At 70.4% G+C, this 18,646-nt stretch carries 19 protein-coding genes; 11 read left to right on the top strand and 8 right to left on the bottom strand.

Annotation, left to right across the window (positions count from 1 at the left end):
- Positions 1-24 precede the first annotated feature (24 nt).
- From M1203_RS01285 to M1203_RS01295, 3 genes are read right to left on the bottom strand one after another with little or no spacing between them, the layout of a single operon-like run.
- A complete protein-coding gene (locus tag M1203_RS01285; RefSeq protein WP_249947559.1) occupies positions 25-1,062 on the bottom strand; it encodes an MASE1 domain-containing protein in 1,038 nt (345 codons plus the stop codon).
- 40 nt (positions 1,063-1,102) lie between these two features.
- Complete coding sequence (locus tag M1203_RS01290; RefSeq protein ID WP_249947560.1) at positions 1,103-1,525, bottom strand: hypothetical protein; 423 nt, start codon at positions 1,523-1,525, stop codon at positions 1,103-1,105.
- Positions 1,526-1,547: 22 nt separating this feature from the next.
- Entirely contained in the window at positions 1,548-2,069 is a 522-nt protein-coding gene (locus M1203_RS01295) for an ATP-binding protein (RefSeq protein ID WP_249947561.1), read from the bottom strand.
- A 205-nt stretch (positions 2,070-2,274) separates the two neighbouring features.
- On the opposite strand from M1203_RS01295, the gene M1203_RS01300 reads away from it, so the two are divergent.
- The 5 genes from M1203_RS01300 (at position 2,275) to M1203_RS01320 (ending at position 7,952) form a co-directional block, all read left to right on the top strand.
- Positions 2,275-3,159, top strand: coding sequence for a helix-turn-helix domain-containing protein (locus M1203_RS01300; RefSeq protein ID WP_374401649.1), 885 nt, complete (start codon positions 2,275-2,277; stop codon positions 3,157-3,159).
- 36 nt (positions 3,160-3,195) lie between these two features.
- Positions 3,196-3,987: an SAM-dependent methyltransferase gene (locus M1203_RS01305; protein WP_249947563.1), complete on the top strand. Its 792-nt coding sequence runs from the start codon at positions 3,196-3,198 to the stop codon at positions 3,985-3,987.
- Between the two features lie 105 nt (positions 3,988-4,092).
- The gene (locus M1203_RS01310; RefSeq protein WP_249947564.1) at positions 4,093-5,601 is read left to right on the top strand and encodes a helix-turn-helix domain-containing protein; all 1,509 of its coding nucleotides are present in this window, start codon (positions 4,093-4,095) and stop codon (positions 5,599-5,601) included.
- A 70-nt stretch (positions 5,602-5,671) separates the two neighbouring features.
- A complete protein-coding gene (locus M1203_RS01315; protein WP_249947565.1) occupies positions 5,672-6,874 on the top strand; it encodes an epoxide hydrolase family protein in 1,203 nt (400 codons plus the stop codon).
- A 196-nt stretch (positions 6,875-7,070) separates the two neighbouring features.
- Entirely contained in the window at positions 7,071-7,952 is an 882-nt protein-coding gene (locus tag M1203_RS01320) for an SGNH/GDSL hydrolase family protein (protein ID WP_249947566.1), read from the top strand.
- A 262-nt stretch (positions 7,953-8,214) separates the two neighbouring features.
- On the opposite strand, the gene M1203_RS01325 is transcribed toward M1203_RS01320, so the two are convergent.
- Positions 8,215-9,558, bottom strand: a complete 1,344-nt coding sequence (locus tag M1203_RS01325) for an ATP-binding protein (RefSeq protein ID WP_308404826.1) — start codon at positions 9,556-9,558, stop codon at positions 8,215-8,217.
- Positions 9,555-10,226, bottom strand: coding sequence for a response regulator transcription factor (locus tag M1203_RS01330; RefSeq protein ID WP_249947567.1), 672 nt, complete (start codon positions 10,224-10,226; stop codon positions 9,555-9,557). Before M1203_RS01330 ends, M1203_RS01325 begins: the two co-directional genes overlap by 4 nt.
- Before the next feature lie 134 nt (positions 10,227-10,360).
- Here M1203_RS01330 and M1203_RS01335 point away from each other — a divergent pair, with 134 nt between their 5' ends.
- From M1203_RS01335 to M1203_RS01350, 4 genes are read left to right on the top strand one after another with little or no spacing between them, the layout of a single operon-like run.
- Positions 10,361-10,843: a hypothetical protein gene (locus tag M1203_RS01335; RefSeq protein ID WP_249947568.1), complete on the top strand. Its 483-nt coding sequence runs from the start codon at positions 10,361-10,363 to the stop codon at positions 10,841-10,843.
- A 32-nt stretch (positions 10,844-10,875) separates the two neighbouring features.
- A complete protein-coding gene (locus M1203_RS01340; protein ID WP_249947569.1) occupies positions 10,876-11,937 on the top strand; it encodes an efflux RND transporter periplasmic adaptor subunit in 1,062 nt (353 codons plus the stop codon).
- Positions 11,934-12,659 carry an ABC transporter ATP-binding protein gene (locus M1203_RS01345; RefSeq protein ID WP_249947570.1) on the top strand — a complete coding sequence of 242 codons (726 nt, stop codon included), beginning with the start codon at positions 11,934-11,936 and terminating at the stop codon, positions 12,657-12,659. The genes M1203_RS01340 and M1203_RS01345 overlap by 4 nt, the downstream gene beginning before the upstream one ends.
- The gene (locus M1203_RS01350; RefSeq protein ID WP_249947571.1) at positions 12,656-13,867 is read left to right on the top strand and encodes an ABC transporter permease; all 1,212 of its coding nucleotides are present in this window, start codon (positions 12,656-12,658) and stop codon (positions 13,865-13,867) included. The genes M1203_RS01345 and M1203_RS01350 overlap by 4 nt, the downstream gene beginning before the upstream one ends.
- Positions 13,868-13,911: 44 nt before the next feature.
- Here M1203_RS01350 and M1203_RS01355 read toward each other — a convergent pair whose 3' ends face one another.
- Positions 13,912-14,871, bottom strand: a complete 960-nt coding sequence (locus M1203_RS01355; protein ID WP_249947572.1) for a hypothetical protein — start codon at positions 14,869-14,871, stop codon at positions 13,912-13,914.
- A gap of 423 nt (positions 14,872-15,294) precedes the next feature.
- On the opposite strand from M1203_RS01355, the gene M1203_RS01360 reads away from it, so the two are divergent.
- Complete coding sequence (locus tag M1203_RS01360; protein WP_249947573.1) at positions 15,295-16,008, top strand: SDR family oxidoreductase; 714 nt, start codon at positions 15,295-15,297, stop codon at positions 16,006-16,008.
- A 53-nt stretch (positions 16,009-16,061) separates the two neighbouring features.
- Here M1203_RS01360 and M1203_RS01365 read toward each other — a convergent pair whose 3' ends face one another.
- Positions 16,062-16,238, bottom strand: a complete 177-nt coding sequence (locus tag M1203_RS01365; RefSeq protein WP_249947574.1) for a hypothetical protein — start codon at positions 16,236-16,238, stop codon at positions 16,062-16,064.
- Positions 16,239-16,326: 88 nt separating this feature from the next.
- On the opposite strand from M1203_RS01365, the gene M1203_RS01370 reads away from it, so the two are divergent.
- Entirely contained in the window at positions 16,327-18,057 is a 1,731-nt protein-coding gene (locus M1203_RS01370) for an MOSC and FAD-binding oxidoreductase domain-containing protein (RefSeq protein ID WP_249947575.1), read from the top strand.
- 28 nt (positions 18,058-18,085) lie between these two features.
- Here M1203_RS01370 and M1203_RS01375 read toward each other — a convergent pair whose 3' ends face one another.
- A complete protein-coding gene (locus M1203_RS01375; RefSeq protein WP_249947903.1) occupies positions 18,086-18,598 on the bottom strand; it encodes a CGNR zinc finger domain-containing protein in 513 nt (170 codons plus the stop codon).
- Positions 18,599-18,646: the final 48 nt, after the last annotated feature.

Consider the following 18,646-nt stretch of genomic DNA (forward strand, 5'->3'; position numbering starts at 1 on the left):
ACGGCCCTGGTCCCTGACGGTCGGTCATCCGCTCTCCTCCTCCCCCTCCGGTTCCCTCTCCAGCGGCCTCAGCCTCGCCATCTCCGCCGGCGCGAGCCGCTCCACCACCTCCGCCAGCGCTACGCACGCCTGCTCGATCCGCATCCGGGTGTTCTTCTGCTCGGTGACGACCGCCGCCACCAGCAGCGAGGTCAGTGCCACCGTCCCGTTGAGCACCTGAAGGCTGACCAGCCGTTCCGTGAGGCTGTGGTGGGCGAAGGCCCCCCGGCTTCTGTTCGCCTCCAGGATCACCATGACGGAGACGAACAGCGCGTACGGAGCGCTCCCGGCGAGCTGGAAGCGCAGCGCCGCCCAGATGAGTACGGGGAAGAACAGGAAGATCAGGGTGAGGGAGTTCGTGATGGCCAGCGGGGTGATGACGAGGGCGGCGAGCACCACGGCCGTCCCCTCGACCCAGCGGTCGGTCCGCAGGGGCGACCGCATACGGGGGATCAGCAGCAGGAGGGGCGTGACCAGCAGAACCCCCATGGCGTCGCCCGCCCACCATGCCAGCCAGGTCGGCCAGAAGCCCACCGGGAGCTTGCCGTTGAGCACCAGCATGCTCGTACCCAGCGTCGCGCTGATCGACATCCCGGCCAGGGCGCCCAGGAACACCAGTGCCATCCCGTCCCGCAGCCGGTCCAGCTCGACACGGAAGCCCACCCGGCGCAGCAGCAGATAGGAGCAGAGCGGTGCGAGGGTGGCGCCCGCCAGGACCCCGGGGGTGACTGCGGTCAACGGGTCGAGCGTGACGAGGTGGAGGAAGACGCCCAGCGTGATCCCCGGCCAGACCCCGACGCCCATCAGGAACAGACAGGTCAGGGCGATGCCGGTGGACGGCCAGAGGGGTGAGACGTTCGCGCCCTCGACCCGTACCACGCCCTCCATCCTGCCGACGCACGCGCCCGCGAAATAGACGACAGCGACGCCGAGGATCCGGAGACATGCCACCGACCGACCCCGGATCTTCTCGCTGCGCGCCACAACAGCCATCAGACAACGCCCGTCGTCCGCTCCCGCCATGACACGCACCGTCGGCGCACAGACGTCACTCTCCGCCGGGTCAGCTCTGCTCGAATACCCGTTCGTCCTCATAGACGAGGCTGTCCGAATCGGTGCAGGTCGCCACCGTGACGGTGGATACGACGCGCAGGCCCATCTGTTCCGCGCACTCACCCAGTTCGGCGCCGCCGCGCTCCGCGAGCACGAGAGTGAACGCCTGTCTCTCGTCCATGATGTACGGCTCCCCGTAGCCCAGCTCCGCCGCCGCCTCGGGGTCGCTCCGCGCGATCTGCCACGCACGGTGCATCAGGAGTCCCGGGTCCTCGATCACGAGCCGACGGGTCTCGTTGACGGTGACGGCCAGCCGGGCGGTGGCGGAACCGGCGGTACGGACCGGGCGGCAGGTGACGCGGGCGGGGTCGATGGCATGGGCGGGGCCGGGGAGGCTCGCACCAGCACCGGAACGGTGTGACAGAGCGGACATGGGTGGCTCCTGTCGAGGAGGATCAGCGGTGGCCCGTGGTGAGGGTGGCCCAGGAACGGGCGCGGTACGGGCAGGGAAGCGCGGTGGTCCGCCCGTGGTCGGCGGCCAGCGCGGAGATGACGTCGAGGCCCCTGCCGTGATCACCGGCCAGCTCATGCGGACGGCTGCTCTCGGCCGGCCCCCCGTCGTCCACTGCGATATGAACGCTGCCGTCAGGACGGCGTTCCAGATGAGCGCGGATGGGGCCACAGGCGTGCAGTACGGCGTTGGCGACGAGCTCCGACACGACCAGCAGAGTGTCATCGACGATGTCGTCGCGGTCGGCATGCGACCAGTCGGCCAGCGCGGCGCGGGCCCACTGCCGGGCGCGCCGGCACGAGTCGTCGCTGCGGTCGAGGCTCAGGGAGATCCGGCGGGTGTTCCGGGCGGCCTGAGCGTCCGGCGAGGACCCACCGCGTGAGGACCGGTCGTCCCGTGATGTCTGGCGCGCGACCCACGCGGTCCCCCGGGCGGGGACGGCGCCGAGGAGCCGGACGCCGCTCACTGCGGCACACGGCCCGCCCGGGGTTTCGATCGGTCCGCTCCCGGAGGATGCGGCTGGGGCAGATGGGGACATACTCATCACTGTCGGAGCACCGTGCCCGATATGCAACGTGCGGAGTGTGCACGGCGGGCAAGGTGCGCACGGTGTCGCATACGGGACCCTGGAGCACATCCCGCGGGATGTGGGAGCGGCGGAAAGGGGGCAGATCATGAGACCGAGGTCCGGCCCCACGGTGCACCACGCGGTCCTGGCCGCCCGGCTTCTGTCGCTGCGCGTGGGCGCCGGTCTGTCCGTGACCCAGGCGGCGGCGTCACTGGGCGCGCACCGGACGACGGTCATGAGGATCGAACGGGCCGAGACGGCGCTCGACGCGGGCCAGGTCCGCACCCTGCTTGAGCGTTACGGGGCCGGTCAGGAGGAGATCCGGCAGTTCCTCAGCGAGCTGGCCACCGCCAATCTGCCGGGGTGGTGGCACCCCTGGCGGGACGTGATGGACCCGTGGGACCTCGACCTGATGAACGTGGAATCCGCGGCCCGCATGGTCCGTGTCTGGCATCCGGCGCTGGTGCCCCCTCTGCTGCGCACCCCCGCGTACGCCAGGGCGGTGGAGGACATGCTCGGGACGGACCGTTCACCGGCCGATCGCGCCAGACGCGTCGAACTGCTGACCGAGCGCCGGGCCCGGCTGGCGGAGCGGGGGGCACGGATCTGGTCCCTGATGACGGAAGCGGCGCTGCGTACGCGCGTGGGCGACGGGGGCATCATGGAGGAGCAACTCGCCGCGCTGCGTGAGGCCGCCGACCGCCCGGACGTCATCCTTCAGGTGGCGCGGCTGACCGATCCACCGCATCCGCTCAGCGGCGTGGCCGCGCTGACGCTGTACCGGGTGGATGTGCCCGAGATCCCTGACCATGTGGTCCGGGACAGCCCTGTCGGACCGGCCGACGTCTGGAGTGACACACGGACCGTGACGGCGTACCGGACACTCATCGACCAGGCGTGCGCCGCCGCCCCGCATCCGTCCACGCCGCTGCCGTACCCGTGCCCCGTGTCCGAGGCCGACCCGAGTGCTCCGCACCCGATGACCTGACCACCCGTTTCTGACCAGTGACCGAAAGGATCCACCGTGCCGGATGAGACTCCGCGTCGTATCGACACCTCCGTTCCGCACTCCGCGCGCATCTGGAACTACTGGCTGGGCGGCAAGGATCATTTCTCGGCCGACCAGGAGGCCGGGGACGCCTACCGAGAGGCCTATCCCCTGATCGAGGCGTTCGCGCGGGAGTCGCGCGGCTTTCTGCGGCGCTCCGTCACCTATCTCGCGGCGGAGGCGGGGATGACGCAGTTCCTCGATCTGGGCGCCGGGCTGCCGACCGTGAACAACACGCACGAGGTCGCGCAGCGCATCGCCCCCACCGCGCGCATCGTGTACGTGGATCACGATCCGCTGGTCCTGCTGCACGTCCACGCGCTGCTCACCTCGACCGCCGAGGGCGCGACCGCCTATATCGAGGCGGACATGCGGGACACGGACGCGGTGCTCGAGGGTGCGGCGGGGACTCTCGACATGTCACGGCCGATCGCGCTGGTCATCTCGGACGTGCTCGGCCACATCGTCGACTTCGACGAGGCCCTCGCCCTGGTCAAGCGGCTCGTGGAGCGGCTGCCGTCCGGCAGCTATCTGGCCCTGAGCCACGCGGCGGCCTCGGACGAGGGACACGCGGCGGCCCAGGACGCGTACAACGCGTCCGGGGCCATCCCGTACATCCTCCGCACACCCGAGCAGATCGTGAGGTTCTTCGACGGGCTGGAGGTGGTCGAGCCGGGGGTGGTGTCCTGGCCCCACTGGCACCCCGACGCCACCACCACGTCGGTCGCCGAGCGGGGCGGCTGGGGAGGCGTCGCCCGTATCCCCTGACCAGTCCCCCTCCCTCTGAACACTCCCCTGACCACTCCCGCCGGCCACTTCCCCCGACCGCGTCCAGCGCGTGCGCGCGTACCGCCTCTCGCCGAAGCTGTACGGATGGACAGTGACGGGCTGGTGGCGCGCCGGCTGATCGAGGCGGCGGCCCGCTCGGGCGCCTCGCTGATCGCGGAGACCGCCGCCGCCGTCTCGGGATGGGCCGTCCTGGTCGACCCGACCGCGGGTGCCGTCTACAGCTCGCCGGAGCACGCGGCCGCGGCGGGGACCAGCGCCGCGGCAGGGGCCAAGTACACGGCGGCGCGGTCCGGGGACAGCGACGGCGAGGGCGACGGCGATACGACGGTCCGGCAGGTGGTGGGCGCCGCGCTCGTGGTCCACGCGGGCCCGGACGTCTCCGCCCGCCGGGCCGAGCTGGTGACCCGGACCACGGCCGGGCTGCTGGAAGTACGTGCCCGCCGCGCCGAAGAGCTCACGAGCGCGGAGATGCGGCTGCACGCCGTGCTGACACGCCTGCTGCTGCGGGGCGAAACCCGTCTCGTGGCGGAGGTCGTCGGCGGTCTGCCCTCGCACGCCACCGTCTACCGGCTCTCCGGCGGCGCGGATCCGCAGGCCGTGTACCAGGCGGTGTGGCGCGCACTGCTGCCCACCGGTGCCCGGCCGGGTCCTGTCCGGGCACCTGTCCGGTCGATCTTCGCCGGCCCGCGAAGATCGACCGGAGGGGGTCTGGGCGCGGCCACGCTCATCTCCCTCCTGGACGGTGAACTGGTCGTCGTGGCCCTCCATGACGCCGCGCGGGACGACGGACGCGTCCTGCGGCTCATCGCCCGCTCGGCGGAGCGGCACGGGCTGCTCGGCGGGGTCGCGGACCCCGTGCCGCTCGACCTGCTGGCCGCGGCCTTCACCGAGGCGGGGCAGGCACGCGCGGGGGCCGCGGTGGGCCGCTGGCTGGTCCCGGCGGCCGGGCTCGGCGACCGTGCCCTGCTGCGGATCATCCCGCCCGACCGGCTCGCCGCATGGGCGTCGTCCCTGCTGGGGCCGCTCACACGGCCGCAGCGCCAGGCGCTGGAAGGCTGGCTGCGTACCGGGTCGGTCGGGGCCACGGCACAGATGCTGGGGGTCTCCCGAGGCACCACGCGCTCACGGCTGCGGACGGCGGGCGAGCGGCTGGGCGGTCTGGACACCCCACTCGCCCTGGCGCGGCTCTCCTTGGCGCTGCGCGCCCCGGCCGCCGGGCCCACGGAGTCGGCCGGGCCCGCCGACGCGGGCCCGCCCGCCGCGCTCCCCACGGAACTCGTGGACGCCGCGTCGGCGCGCCGTTGGGCCACGGAACTGACCGAACCGCTCGACACACCGCAACGGATCGCCCTGCGTGTCTGGTTCGGCCATCTCGGCAGCGTCGCCCCGGCCGCCGAGGAGTTGGGTCTGCACCGTACGACGCTCCGGCGGTGGCTGGAGGAGATCGGCCGGCTGCTGGATGTGGACCTGTCGTCCGCGACCGTCCGTGCGGACCTCTATCTCGCGCTGGAGACCCTCGCCGGCCCGGACGACTCCCCCGGCGCGCTGCCACGCCGGGGAGGCCGCACGTACCGGCGGCCGGAGAATCTCTGAGGAGGGGGCGACTCCCACACCGGGGCGCCGTCGTCAGGGTGGTGGACGGCCGGACATAGCATGCGCGTCCATGACGACATCGGCACCTGATTCCATCCGCCCCTTCCATCTCGACATCCCCCAGAGCGAACTGGACGATCTGTGGGATCGCCTGGATCGCACCCGCTGGCCCGACGAACTGCCGGGGGTGGGGTGGGCCTACGGCGTCCCCCTCGGCTACCTCAAGGAACTCACGCGTTACTGGCGGCACGAGTACGACTGGCGGGCCGCGGAAGCCGGGCTGAACACCTGGCCGCAGTTCACCACGACCATCGACGGCGCGAACATCCACTTCGCCCATGTCCGCTCCCCGGAACCGGACGCGACCCCGCTGCTGATGACCCACGGCTGGCCGGGCTCGATCGTCGAATTCGCCCGGGTCGTCGGTCCGCTCACCGATCCGCGCGCGCATGGCGGCGACCCCTCGGAAGCGTTCCATCTGGTGCTGCCGAGCCTCCCCGGGTTCGGGCTGTCCGGCCCGACGAGGGAGACGGGCTGGGAGTTCCGGCGGGTGGCCGCCGCCTTCACCGAGCTGATGCGGCGCCTCGGCTACGAGCGGTACGGGGTGCAGGGCGGCGACTGGGGGGCGGCCGTTTCCCGGGAGATCGGCCGGACCCGGCCCGATCTGGTCATCGGCGTCCATCTGAACCTGCTGCCGAACGCGGCGGCGGCCCACAAGCCCGGCGCGGACGAACTGGACGCGCTGCCCCCGCAGGAGCGCGAGCGCACGCTCGCCTCCTGGGAACGCGCCCAGGAGTGGAGTCGGGACCGGCAGGGATACGCCGACATCCAGTCCACCCGGCCGCAGACGCTGGCGTACGGCCTGACCGACTCGCCGGTGGGTCAACTGGCCTGGATCGTGGAGAAGTTCAAGGAGTGGACCGACTCCCGGGAGCGCCCGGAGGATGCCGTCGACCGCGACCAGATGCTCACGAACGTGATGCTGTACTGGCTGACCGGCACGGCCGGCTCGTCGGCCCGTATCTACTACGAGCGGGCGCACGCCGATTACTGGGGCACACCGCCCGAGCCGTCGACGGCGCCGACCGCGCTGGCCGACTTCGCGCGGGAGAACTTCATCCCGCTGCGGCATGTCGCGGACCGGACGAACACCATCGTGCAGTGGACGGAGTACGACAGGGGCGGGCACTTCGCGGCCATGGAGCAGCCGGACCTGCTGGTCGGCGACGTACGGCGGTTCTTCCGGACGGTCGGCGGGGCGCCCGTCGCATGACGGTCGGCGCGCCGGACGAGCGCGTTCGGGTGCGGGTGCGCGTGCGGGTGCGTGGAGGGCGCCGATCCGGTTCGATGTCTTGACCCGGTTCGAACCCGTCGGTAACTTCCAGGCTCCGCCCCGAGTCGGCGCGCACCAACGGCCCTCGTTCTGGGGGCCGTTGCCCAGGATCGTGTCCTGTTCAAAGGAGAACGACATGTCCCTACGTTCAGCCGGGTACGGCCTGGCGGCCATGGCCGTCACGATCTCCCTCATCGGATCGGCGGCGCCGGCGCAGGCCGCGGAGAACACCTCGCCCCTCAACTATGTGGCGCTCGGCGACAGTTACGCGGCCGGGTCGGGCGTACTGCCCTTCGCCGTCCCGGCGCCGCTCCTCTGTCTGGGCTCCGCGAAGAACTATCCACGGGTCATCGCCGACGCGACGGACGCGAAGCTGACCGACGTGACCTGTGGTGGCGCCGAGACCCGGCACTTCGAGACGTCCCAGTACCCCGGTGTCGCCCCTCAACTCGACGCGGTCACCGAGGACACGGACCTGGTGACGGTCAGCATCGGCGGCAACGACAGCTCCGTCTTCGCCGGAGCGGTCCTCGCCTGTGGCGCGGCCGGGGTGCTCTCCGGGGGCAAGGGCAGCCCCTGCCGCGACACCTGGGGAGACCATTTCGACCGGCTGATCGAGGAGAAGACCTACCCAGCCGTCAGAACCGCCCTCCAGAAGGTCAAGGAGAAGGCGCCGAACGCGCGCGTGGTCGTGGTGGGTTACCCCTGGCTGCTGCCGGCGAAGGCCGACCGCTCATGCTTCGCGAAGATGCCTATCTCCGAGGGCGATGTGCCGTATCTGCGCGGCATGCAGGGCCATATGAACGAGATCCTGGAGCAGGCCGCGAACGAGACAGGGACGACGTACGCCGACATGGCCGGCGCCTCCGACGGCCATGACGCCTGTCAGCCCCGGGGAACCCGGTGGGTGGAACCGGTGTTCTTCTTCGATCAGCTCAATCCGGTGCACCCCAACGCGCTGGGCGAGGAGAAGATGGCCGACCAGGCGATGCGGGCCCTGCCGGCCACGCACCGGTGAGCGTCCGCCCGGGGCGTGCCCGTCCGGTCGACCGGCGGTCGGGGCGTCGGGCAGCGGCCCCTCCCGACATGCGTATCCGGGAGGTTCGGGGTTCGCTTGAGGTGCTGTCCGGCCGCGTACATCCATCAGCCACCCCCGTGTCCGGGGCCGGACAGCTCGACCGGCCGGAGGAACACCGTGCGGTGTCCGGATGCGGCGGCACGTCGTACCGGGCAGACTGACGGCGCGGGGGACGACGGTCCGATGAGGCAGCTGACTGCCCTCACTGGACCGTCCCCCGTCCATGACGTCCATGTCCCTGGCCGGGCGGCTCGGCGGCGGTGAAACGCACCCGGATGGTGAGGCCGCCCGCCGCGTTGGCCGTCGCGACGGCGGTGGCGCCATGGGCACGGGCGATGGCGGCGACGATGGAGAGACCGAGGCCGACACCGTCGCCCGGGGCGTGCCGGCGTTCCTCGATACGCCGGAACGGCTCGAAGAGCAGCGGGACGGTCCCCGTGGGGATGACCGGTCCGGTGTTGCTCACTTCCAGGCGGCCGGCGCCGGTGCGGACGCTGACGCTGCCGCCCGGGTGGTTGTGCCGGATCGCGTTGCTCACCAGGTTGTGTGTCAGCCGTTCGAGCAGGACGGGGTCGCCGGTGGTCCGCAGGGGCTGGAGATCGAGGTGCGGTGTCACGTCGCGATCGGCCGCCTCGGGGCCGGCGGCGAGGGCCACGGCACGCGCGACCTCGCGCAGATCGACCGGTTCGCGGCGGCGCATGCCCTGCTCGGACGTGGCGAGGAGCAGCAGCCCCTCGATCAGATGGCCCTGCTGTTCGGATGTCTTGATGAGCTTGGTACGGATCCGGGCCACCCGCTGGGGATCCGGGTTGTCCGCCAGACCGATCTCGGCGGCGGCCCGCTGGAGTGCCACCGGGGTGCGCAGTTCGTGTGCGGCGTTGGCGGCGAATCTCTGCTGCGCGTGGACCAGTTGCTGTATGCGGTCGAGCATCTCGTCGAAGGTGTCGGCGAGTACCTTCAGCTCGCCCGGGGGCGCGCGCAGGGCGATGCGTTCATGGAGGTTCGTGCCGGAGAGAAGCCGAGCGGTCTCGGTGACATGACGTACCGGACGCAGCACACGGCCGGCCATCCACCAGGCGACGGCGACCGCCGCCGCGGCGAACGCGACGAGGGCGATCAGGGAGACGACGACCAGGTCGTTGAGGGCGGCGGACCGTATGTCGTCGATGAACCTGGTGGATTGGGCCTCGCCGGCCAGGACCATGGACCGCTCGATCCGGCGGCCGTCGTGGGTCTCGTCGGAGCTCGCCCCCGGAGTCGTCCCGGGGAGGGGCGTCAGGTCGGCGGTGGACTCTCCCGAGCCCTGTCGGGGGCCGGGCGAGACCTCGACCGCTGTGGCCGGGAGCCTCTTCACCGCTCCACCGATGCTGGAGTACAGCCCCTGCCCCAGCAGCACATAGATCAGCGCGATGAGGGCGCCGCCGACCAGAAGCAGCATCAGGGTGCACAACGCGGTGAGGCGGGCGCGTTCGCTTCCCAGCGTCGGCACCGGGAAGCGCCCCGCCCTCCGGCCGAGCCGGCGGTACGGGCGACCGTGCCCGGTCACCGGTCGTCCTCCGCGGCGATGCGGTACCCGGCGCCCGGCACGGTCTCGATCACATCGGGCACACCGAGCTTCGTCCGGAGCCGGCTGAGTGTGACCCGTACCGCGTTCGTGCGGTAGCTGATCCCCTCTTCCCACACCTGCTCGACGAGATCGTCACTGCTGACCACACTCCCGCACGCCCGCAGGAGTGTTTCCAGCACGGCGAACTCCTTCAGGGACAACCGCAGCGGCCGGCCGTCGCGCCGCGCCTGGCGGGCGGAGGTGTCCAGGACGATGCCCGCGCGTCTGATCACGGGCGGCAGCATGGGGTTGGCGCGGCGGCCCAGAGCCAGCACGCGGGCCAGCAGTTCCTCGTACGCGAAGGGCTTGGCCAGATAGTCGTCCGCTCCCAGGCCCAGGCCCTCGACACGGTCATGGACCGTCCCGAACGCGGTCAGCATCAGGACGCGGGTGAGGAGCCCGCGCTCGACGATCCGCCGGCAGACCTCGTCGCCGGGCAGTCCTGGGAGGTCGCGGTCCAGGACGATCACGTCGTACGCGCCGAAGGTCAGCCGCCGCATCGCCGCCAGGCCGTCACCGGCCACATCGACGGCGAGGGCGTTTCGACGCAGCCCGTCGGCGATCATCTCGGCGAGGAATTCCTCGTCCTCCACAACAAGCACGCGCATGGATACCTGTGTACCGGAGGAACACCTTTCACCACTGTTACGGGTTCGGTGAAAGCGATGAAACACACACTGCCGCGAAGGTCTCCTCGGCACACGTCAGCACACTTCAGCACACCGAAACGCGGAGACCGATCATGCGGACGAAGAAGATCAAGCCGGCCGTGGCATGCGCGATAACGGCGCTCACACTGTTCCTCACCGGATGCTCGGGCGACTCCGGCGGCCAGAGCTCGTCGGGCGGCGGTACCGGCGGCCAGAGCTCGCCCGCCGACAAACGGGCGAAGGCCAACGACTGTCTGCGCGAGAAGGGCGCCGAGGTCACGGAGCCCGGGAAGCCGGGCGAGATGGCGGCGATCCAGCCCGGGAAGCTGTCGCAGGACGAGTTCGCCCAGGCCATGAAGGACTGCGAAGTGGGCGGCGGCGGTCCGAACGGCGGCGGCTTCACCCAGGCGCAGAAGGACAAGATGCTCGCCTACGCCGAGTGCATGCGGGACGAGGGCCTCGAATACCCGGATCCGGAGTTCGAGGGCGGTTCGGCCAAGCTCCAGCAAGTCCCGGACGGCGACAAGGACGCGTTCGCCGCCGCCGACAAGGTCTGTGCGGCGAAGACCGGCTGACGCTCCCGATCGGCGAGTGAAAGGCACTCCGTATGAAACACAAGAAGCTTCTGCTCACCCTCGGTGCGGCGGCGCTCGTCGCGGTGGGGGGAGCGGTGGCCGTCACCGTACCGGCCGAATCCGGCTCTGCGCCGTCGGCGGACAGCACCTCCGTACCCACCGCCACCGCCGACGTCACCAAGGGCGATCTCGTCACCACCGACACGGCCAAGGGCACACTCGGGTTCTCGGCCGAGCGCGAGATCACGGCCGGTGGGCAGGGAGTGCTCACCTGGCTGCCGTCGGGCGGCGGAACCATCGAGCGGAACGGCACGCTGTACGAGGTCGACGGCTCCCCCGTGTTCCTGATGTACGGCCAGACCCCCGCCTACCGCGTTCTCGCCCGGGGCGACGAGGGGGAGGACGTACGCCGGCTCAAGGAGAACCTGATCGCGCTCGGCTTCGGGTCAGGTCTCGCGGCGGACGACGAGTTCACCCAGGGCACCGAGCGCGGTGTCAAGGCCTGGCAGAAGAGCAAGGGCCTGGAGCGGACCGGAAGGATCGGGCCGGACCAGATCGCCTTCGCGCCCGGTGCCGTCCGCGTACAGAACGCGGACACGTCGGTGGGCGCCCGCGTCACACCAGGCATGGCGGTGCTGACGACGACAAGCTCCGAGCGGGTCGTGCAGTTCGACCTGTCGGTGGCGAAGGCCGACAAGATCAAGGCCGGCGACGCCGTCACGGTCGAACTGCCCGGCGGGGCCGGCGCCGAAGGCCGGATCAGCTCCATCGGACGTACGGCGCGGACGGACGAGCAGTCACCGGACAAGGAGGCGGTGATCAAGGTCACGGTGGAGTTCGACGAGCCGGAGAAGGTCTCCGGAGTCGACAAGGCACCGGTCACCGTGCGGCTGACCGGCGAGCGGCGCGAGGATGTGCTGTCCGTACCGGTGGAAGCGCTGCTTGCCGTGGACGGCGGTGGTTTCGGCGTCCGTGTGGTGGAGGGTGACACCGCGCGGGACGTGCGGGTGAGGCTGGGGCTCTTCGCCGACGGCCGGGTCGAGGTGTCGGGCGGGGACCTGCGCGCGGGCATGAAGGTGGGGGTCCCGGCATGACCGCCGCGATCTCCCGTGCGCGGTCCGCCGAGACCGTCGCCGAGCTGTGTGGTGTGACCAAGGAGTATCCGGGCGGTGTGACGGCCCTGGGAGGTGTCGATCTGCGTGTCCGGGCCGGGGAACTGCTCGCCATCGTCGGGCCGTCCGGTTCGGGCAAGTCCACGCTCCTGCATATTCTGGGCACACTCGACCGGCCCACCGCCGGTACGGTCGGCATCGCGGGCCATGACGTGGGGCGGCTCCGCGACCGGCAGCTGTCCGCCCTGCGAGCCCGCCATATCGGCTTCGTCTTCCAGGCGTTCCATCTGGTCCCGGGCGCCACCGCACTGGGCAATGTCACCGAAGGGCTGCGGTACACCGGGCTGTCCTCCTCCGAGCGACGTCGCCGTGCGGCGACGGCGCTGGAACGCGTGGGGCTGGCGGACCGTATGAACCACCGGCCGGGCGCCCTCTCCGGAGGGCAGCAGCAGCGTGTGGCCATCGCGCGGGCGGTGGCAGGGGAACCGGAGCTGCTGCTGGCCGACGAGCCCACCGGGGCACTGGACTCCGCGTCCGGAGAGGCCGTTGTGGAGCTGCTGCGCGAACTCAACGCGGACGGCGCGACGATCGCCGTCATCACCCACGACCGCGAACTCGCCGACGCGCTGCCGCGCCAGGTCCGTATCCGCGACGGACAGGTCGTCGAGGACACCTCGCGGGACATTCCGGCAGGTGCGCGATGACGAGCCGCCGCGGCCGAAGGCTCGTCCCCGCCAGGCTCGGTCTCCGGGACATCGCACAGGTCGGTTCCGCGGGGCTGCGCGGCCGGCCCGTGCGGGTCGTCCTGTCGGCGCTCGGTATCGCCATCGGGATCGCGACGATGATCGCCGTGGTCGGTATCTCCGCGTCCAGCAAGGCCAAACTCATGCGGGACCTGGACCGGCTCGGTACCAACATGCTGGTGGTCACACCGGGCCAGTCGTTCTTCGCGGACAAGGAGGTGAAGCTCCCGAAGAGTTCACCGCGGATGGTCGGCCGGATCGACGGTGTGGAGCAGGTCGCCGCGACCGGCGGCGTCGGCGATGTCAAGGTCTACCGCTCCGAGCACATCCCCAAGGAACGGACCGGCGGCATCCAGGTCAACGCCGCCACGGAGAACCTCAAGAACACACTGCGCGGCGCCATGGCCACGGGCACCTGGCTCAACGGCGCCACCGGTTCCTATCCCTCCGTCGTCCTCGGACACTCCGCGGCCAGGCGGCTGGGCATCACCGAGGCCGGTCAGCGGATCTGGCTGGGCGAGGAGTACTACACGGTCCTCGGTGTCCTTCAACCGCTGCCGCTCGCGCCCGAGATCGACAGCTCCGCGCTGGTGGGCTGGGAGGCGGCACGGAAGCGCCTCGGATTCGACGGCCATCCGACATCGCTCTACGAACGGTCGGCCGACGACGAGGTCGCGCGGGTACGGGAGTTGCTGGCGCGGACGGTCAACCCGCAGGCGCCTCATGAGGTGATGGTCTCCGACCCGTCGGCCGCGCTCCAGGCGAAGACCGCCTCCGAGGGAGCCTTCTCCAGTCTGCTGCTCGGGCTCGGCGGGGTCGCGCTGCTGGTCGGCGGGGTCGGCATCGCCAACACCATGATCATCTCCGTACTGGAACGGAAACACGAGATCGGTCTGAGACGGTCCTTCGGATCCACCCGCGGCCAGATCCGGATCCAGTTCGTCACCGAATCGCTCATGCTCTCCGGGCTGGGCGGGCTGGCCGGCGTCGCCCTCGGGGCACTGGCCACGTACATCTACGTCGGCGCCACCGGGATGCCCTGGACGATTCCGCCCTGGGCGATGGCGGGCGGCTTCGGAGCGACGCTGGTCATCGGTACGATCGCCGGGCTCTATCCGGCGGTCCGCGCGTCGAGGATGTCCCCGACGCTGGCCCTGCACGCCTCGTAGGACAGCCGGCCCGTCCTCGGTGGTGGGGACGGGCCGGACGGCGTTCAGGGAGTCAGCGCGAGAGGTTCGAGCGTCACCGAGGCGTTGGAGACCTGGGTCTTGAGATCGGTCCCCTTGCCGCTGTTGACCATCTGGGCCGCCTCGATCTGGGAGCTCGCGGGAATGCCGTCGCCACCGAGATACGCGGCATACTTTCTCGCCAGTTCGGTGAAGTCGACGGTTACCCGGGTGGTGGCCTTCGCCGTGATCTGCTGGCCGGGCACGGTGAGGCGGCAGCCATTGGCACAGTTATTCGTCCACATCACGCCGTCACCGTTCGGAGGTTCCATGAACCCCCCGGGATTGAAGTGAACCACCGAGATGACATTCAGCTTGCCGTTGACCCAGTAGATCAGATCCGTCGTCAGGATCGCCCGCTGCTCCTCGCAGGAGAAGCCTCCCGTCTGCTCCGCGTAGGCGTCGTAGGAGACCTTGAGCCGCCCGTCCGAGAAGTGATAGGTGGAACCGTCGGCCTTCCGGCGCAGCGAACTCGACGGGTAGTGGTAGGAGAACGCGACCTCACGCAACTCGCAACCGGTCGTCCCCGTCGCATTGTTCTGCATCGTCAGGGTCAGTGGTGAACCGGTGCTCCCCCAGACCTGGGTGTCGTAGCCCGGGTATTTCCGGAACTGCTCCCGGGTCCAGTTGTAGGTGACGAAGTCCCAGGCAGGACACGCCTTTCCAGCCGCGCCCGTATAGGGAAAACGGCTGAAGCACCGGTCGTCGACCCGCTGGCGGTCGTCCACGGGGCCGCAGCCCGAGGTGTCATGGAAATCCTCTGTGGTGGCCGCCGGGATGCTCTCCGGCTCACGCACCACGCCGAAGCAGCGGTTCTCGGGGCCCGGGTCGAACACGACGGACGTCGATTCCGTGACCCCGGCCGCCGCCGGGCTGGGAGTGCCGACAAGGAAGAAGAGCAGGGCGGCCATGGCCGCTCCGGTGACGGCTCTGGACAGTGGTCTCATCAAGGCGCTCCGGTGGTGTTGGCCGACCCGGCCGAAGGTGAATTCGCGACCAATTCGGCCCGACCGGTGGGGGGTTGTGGGGGGTGGGGGGTGTGGGGGGAATCCCTGGGGCAGGACCGTAGGCGAGCCATTCGCGGGATGACAAGCGATCAGGCGCCGCGATTTCCGTGTGGAGCGAGGACCGTGCCGTAGCCGAAGAACTGCTCATGCGCGGTGAGCGAACGAATGTCCAACCCGTCCGCGTGGGACGGCGGCAGAATGCCCGTCAATTCGGCCCCGGGGACTTTTCGGCGGGCCTGCCGCCCGGGGATCGTTCGCGCAGTGTGTTTTGATCCTCCGGTACTCACATGTCCCGAATCCCCGTAATCCCCGCGTATGGGCAGGAGGCTCTACTGTCGCGCGGACCAATCGAAGGAGCACCTGGTGGCGGATTCCTTGCAGGGCGAGACGGTCCTTGTGGTCGGACGCGGGAGCGGCATCGCGCGGGCGATTGTCGACTCCGCCGCGGCCGAGGGGGCCCGTGTGATCGCCGCGGGTCGCAACCGGGATGCGCTCGCGACCGCGTACAAGGACACCGGCGTCTCCGTGAAGAGCGTCGACATGACGGACGAGACCTCGATCGCGGCGCTCGCGGACGAGGTGGGCGGCGTCCACCACGTGGTGTCCACGGCATCGGCCAGGGCACGCGGCGCCGTCCGCGACCTGACGCCGGAGGCGATCCTGCTGTCCTTCCACACGAAGGTCGTGGGCCCGATCATGCTGGCCAAGCACTTCGCGCCGAAGATGCCGAGGACAGGATCGTTCGTACTGTTCTCGGGGGTGGCCGCTCTTGAGCCGGATCCCGGATATCTCGGGGTGGCGGCGACCAACGGCTCGGTGAACGTGGTGATCCGTTCACTGGCCGTGGAACTCGCCCCACTGCGGGTGAACGCCATCTCCCCGGGAACCGTCGACACCGGTGCGTGGGACGGGCTGGGCGAGAAGAAGGACGCCTTCCTGGAGACGAAGTCCGCGACCAACCCCGCACGCAGGATCGGCACACCCGAGGACATCGCCCAGGCCGTGCTGTTCGCCCTGACCAACACCTTCATGACCGGTGTCAGCCTGGCGGTCGACGGAGGGCAGCCGCTCGTGTGAGCGGCGCAGGGCCGTTCCCCGCGTGTCACTGGCGGCCAGGGGTCGGGGGCCGGCTATTCCTCGCGTTCGAGTTCGGCCCGGGCACGCTCGGCGTCAAGGTCCTCCTGCGCGGCACGGTAGATGTCGTCGGCCAGCTTGCGGGCGGCCTTCGGGTCGTGCGCCGTGGAGACCTTCCGGATCCGGTCGGCCCATTCCTCCATGTCGCGGGAGTGTTCGGCGTTCTTGCTCACATAACCTTTGTACCTTTTGGTGGGCTTCTCTGCCTGTCGTGGCGGCGGGCGGACCTGGTGTGCGGCGGCGCCGCGCTGGGAGGATGCGATGGCGACCCTGCTGTCAGTCAATGTGGGACTGCCGAAGGACGTGCCCTGGCAGGGCAGAACCGTACACACGGGAGCGTGGAAGTATCCCGTCGACGGCCCCCGGATGGTGCGCCGCCTCAACATCGACGGAGACGGCCAGGGCGACCTTCAGGGCCATGGCGGGGAGCAGCGGGCGGTCCTCGTCTACCAGACGCAGTCGTACGCGTACTGGCGCGAGGTTCTGGAGCGCGACGATCTCGAATTCGGCCGGTTCGGGGAGAACTTCACCGTGGACGGGCTGGCGGACGACGAGGTGTGCGTCGGCGACCGGTACCGCATCGGTGAAGCCGAGTTCGAGGTGACCCAGCCGCGTGTGACCTGTTACCGGGTCGGCATGCGGCTGAACGAACCGCGCATGGCCTCCCTGCTGGTCGCCCACCACCGCCCCGGCTTCTACCTCCGTGTCATCACCGAGGGCCGGGTCCGCGCGGGAGACCGGATCACACGGACCCGTACCGGCAAGGGGTCGCTGACCGTCGCCGACATCGACGCCCTCCTCTATCTCCCGGGGGCCGATCCGGCCAAGCTGCGTGCCGCCCTGAGCATCGAGGCGCTCAGCCCCGGCTGGCGGCAGTCCTTCGAGGACATGAGCCGCCGGCTCGACCAGCCGCCCGGCCCCGCGCCCGCCGCGCCGGGGTGGAAGGGCTTCAAGCGGCTGCGCGTGAGCCGGGTCGCCACCGAGACCCCGGTGGTCGCCTCGTTCTATCTGCGGTCCCCGGACTCCGGGCCACTGCCGGCAGCCATGCCCGGCCAGTATCTGAGTGTGCGGATTCCCGGAGAGGGCGGGCAGCGTCCGGTGCGTTCGTATTCGCTGTCCTCCGCTCCCGGCGCCGCCGAGTACCGGATCAGTGTCAAACGCGAGGAACACGGCGAAGTCAGCACCTACCTCCACACGCGTCTGAAGAGGGGCGATATCATCGAGGCGGCCGCCCCACGCGGGGCGTTCGTGCTGACCGGGGAGCACACGCCCGTGGCGCTGTTCTCGGCGGGAATCGGTGTCACCCCCGTACTGGCGATGCTGTACGCGCTGGCCGGTGAGCACAGCTCCCGTGCCGTGTGGTGGGTGCACACCGCACGGGAACCCGGGCAGCACGCCTTCGCGGAGGAGTCCCGGCACCTGCTCGCGCGGCTGCCCAACGCCCGCGCCTTCCTCTACTACACCGCCCCGGACCTCCAGGTCGCCGAGGGACCCTACGTCACCCACGGTCGCATGACCAGCGAAAACATCCGGGAACTGGGCATCCCCGGCGACGCGCACGCCTACCTGTGCGGGCCGACGGGCTTCATGTCGGACGTGACGTCCGCTCTCCAGTTGGCGGGGCTGAGCGGTTCGCACATCCACACCGAGGTCTTCGGCGCGCTGACGGCCATCAACCCGGGCGTCACGGATCGTGTGACCGGACGCCCCCACCAGCCGCCCGGCCCCCTGGGCACGGGGCCCTCCGTCACCTTCGCCCGCAGCGGACTGTCCACCCGCTGGTCGGACCGGTACGGAACGCTGCTGGAGCTGGCGGAGGCGTGCGACATCCCCACCCGCTGGTCCTGCCGTACCGGGGTGTGCCACACCTGCGCCACCCCCCTGCTCACCGGCCAGGTCCAGTACACAACGCAGCCCCTGGAGGATCCCGCCTCGGGTGAAGCTCTGCCGTGCTGCAGCATCCCCGCCACGGACGTGATTCTCGACCTGTGAGCCGGCTCCGGGCCGGCCGGACCCTTTTCTAGGGGTTCTGGGCTTCCTTGACGCGCTGATAGTGGCGCCGGGCCTTCATCCGGTTGCCGCACTCGGCCATGGAGCACCACCGGGCGCTGTTGGGCTTGCTGCGATCGAGAAGGAAGCGTTGGCACTCCGTGTTCGCGCACGGCCTGAGCCGTCCCGGCCTGGCCTGCTGGAGGCCGGCCCAGGTCAGTACGGTCTCAACCGCCAGACGACGCGCCTCGGGTGCCCGAAGGGACCATTCGAGCTTGCCGTCCGAGAGGTCGGGAACGCTGCTGACGCCCTCAAGGAATGCGCCCAGGCACGCCGGCTCGCGCTCGCCTCTCACCACGTCCTGAAGTGCGTCGCGTACGGCGATGAGGCAGCCGAGTTCATCGCTCGACCCACTCCCCCCGTGGTCACGCGCCCATGCGCGGCCCGCCGAGGGTGTGCCGAGGGCGTCGTGTGTCGTGCCCTCGACCACGGGGGTCGTGTTGAGCAGTGCCAGCAGTGTGTCTTCTTGAGTCCTGTCGATCACCACACCCCGCCCCTAACCTGTTTTCCACTGTTGACAGGTTACCCCACC

The organism is Streptomyces sp. 35G-GA-8, from assembly GCF_023534745.1.
Classification (GTDB): domain Bacteria; phylum Actinomycetota; class Actinomycetes; order Streptomycetales; family Streptomycetaceae; genus Streptomyces.

Bases quoted from the DNA above. Each gene is read 5' to 3' on its own strand.
- M1203_RS01285 (WP_249947559.1), bottom strand. From the start codon at position 1,062: ATGGCGGGAGCGGACGACGGGCGTTGTCTGATGGCTGTTGTGGCGCGC.
- M1203_RS01290 (WP_249947560.1), bottom strand. From the start codon at position 1,525: ATGTCCGCTCTGTCACACCGTTCCGGTGCTGGTGCGAGCCTCCCCGGC.
- M1203_RS01310 (WP_249947564.1), top strand. From the start codon at position 4,093: ATGGACAGTGACGGGCTGGTGGCGCGCCGGCTGATCGAGGCGGCGGCC.
- M1203_RS01315 (WP_249947565.1), top strand. From the start codon at position 5,672: ATGACGACATCGGCACCTGATTCCATCCGCCCCTTCCATCTCGACATC.
- M1203_RS01320 (WP_249947566.1), top strand. From the start codon at position 7,071: ATGTCCCTACGTTCAGCCGGGTACGGCCTGGCGGCCATGGCCGTCACG.
- M1203_RS01330 (WP_249947567.1), bottom strand. From the start codon at position 10,226: ATGCGCGTGCTTGTTGTGGAGGACGAGGAATTCCTCGCCGAGATGATC.
- M1203_RS01335 (WP_249947568.1), top strand. From the start codon at position 10,361: ATGCGGACGAAGAAGATCAAGCCGGCCGTGGCATGCGCGATAACGGCG.
- M1203_RS01340 (WP_249947569.1), top strand. From the start codon at position 10,876: ATGAAACACAAGAAGCTTCTGCTCACCCTCGGTGCGGCGGCGCTCGTC.
- M1203_RS01345 (WP_249947570.1), top strand. From the start codon at position 11,934: ATGACCGCCGCGATCTCCCGTGCGCGGTCCGCCGAGACCGTCGCCGAG.
- M1203_RS01350 (WP_249947571.1), top strand. From the start codon at position 12,656: ATGACGAGCCGCCGCGGCCGAAGGCTCGTCCCCGCCAGGCTCGGTCTC.
- M1203_RS01355 (WP_249947572.1), bottom strand. From the start codon at position 14,871: ATGAGACCACTGTCCAGAGCCGTCACCGGAGCGGCCATGGCCGCCCTG.
- M1203_RS01370 (WP_249947575.1), top strand. From the start codon at position 16,327: ATGGCGACCCTGCTGTCAGTCAATGTGGGACTGCCGAAGGACGTGCCC.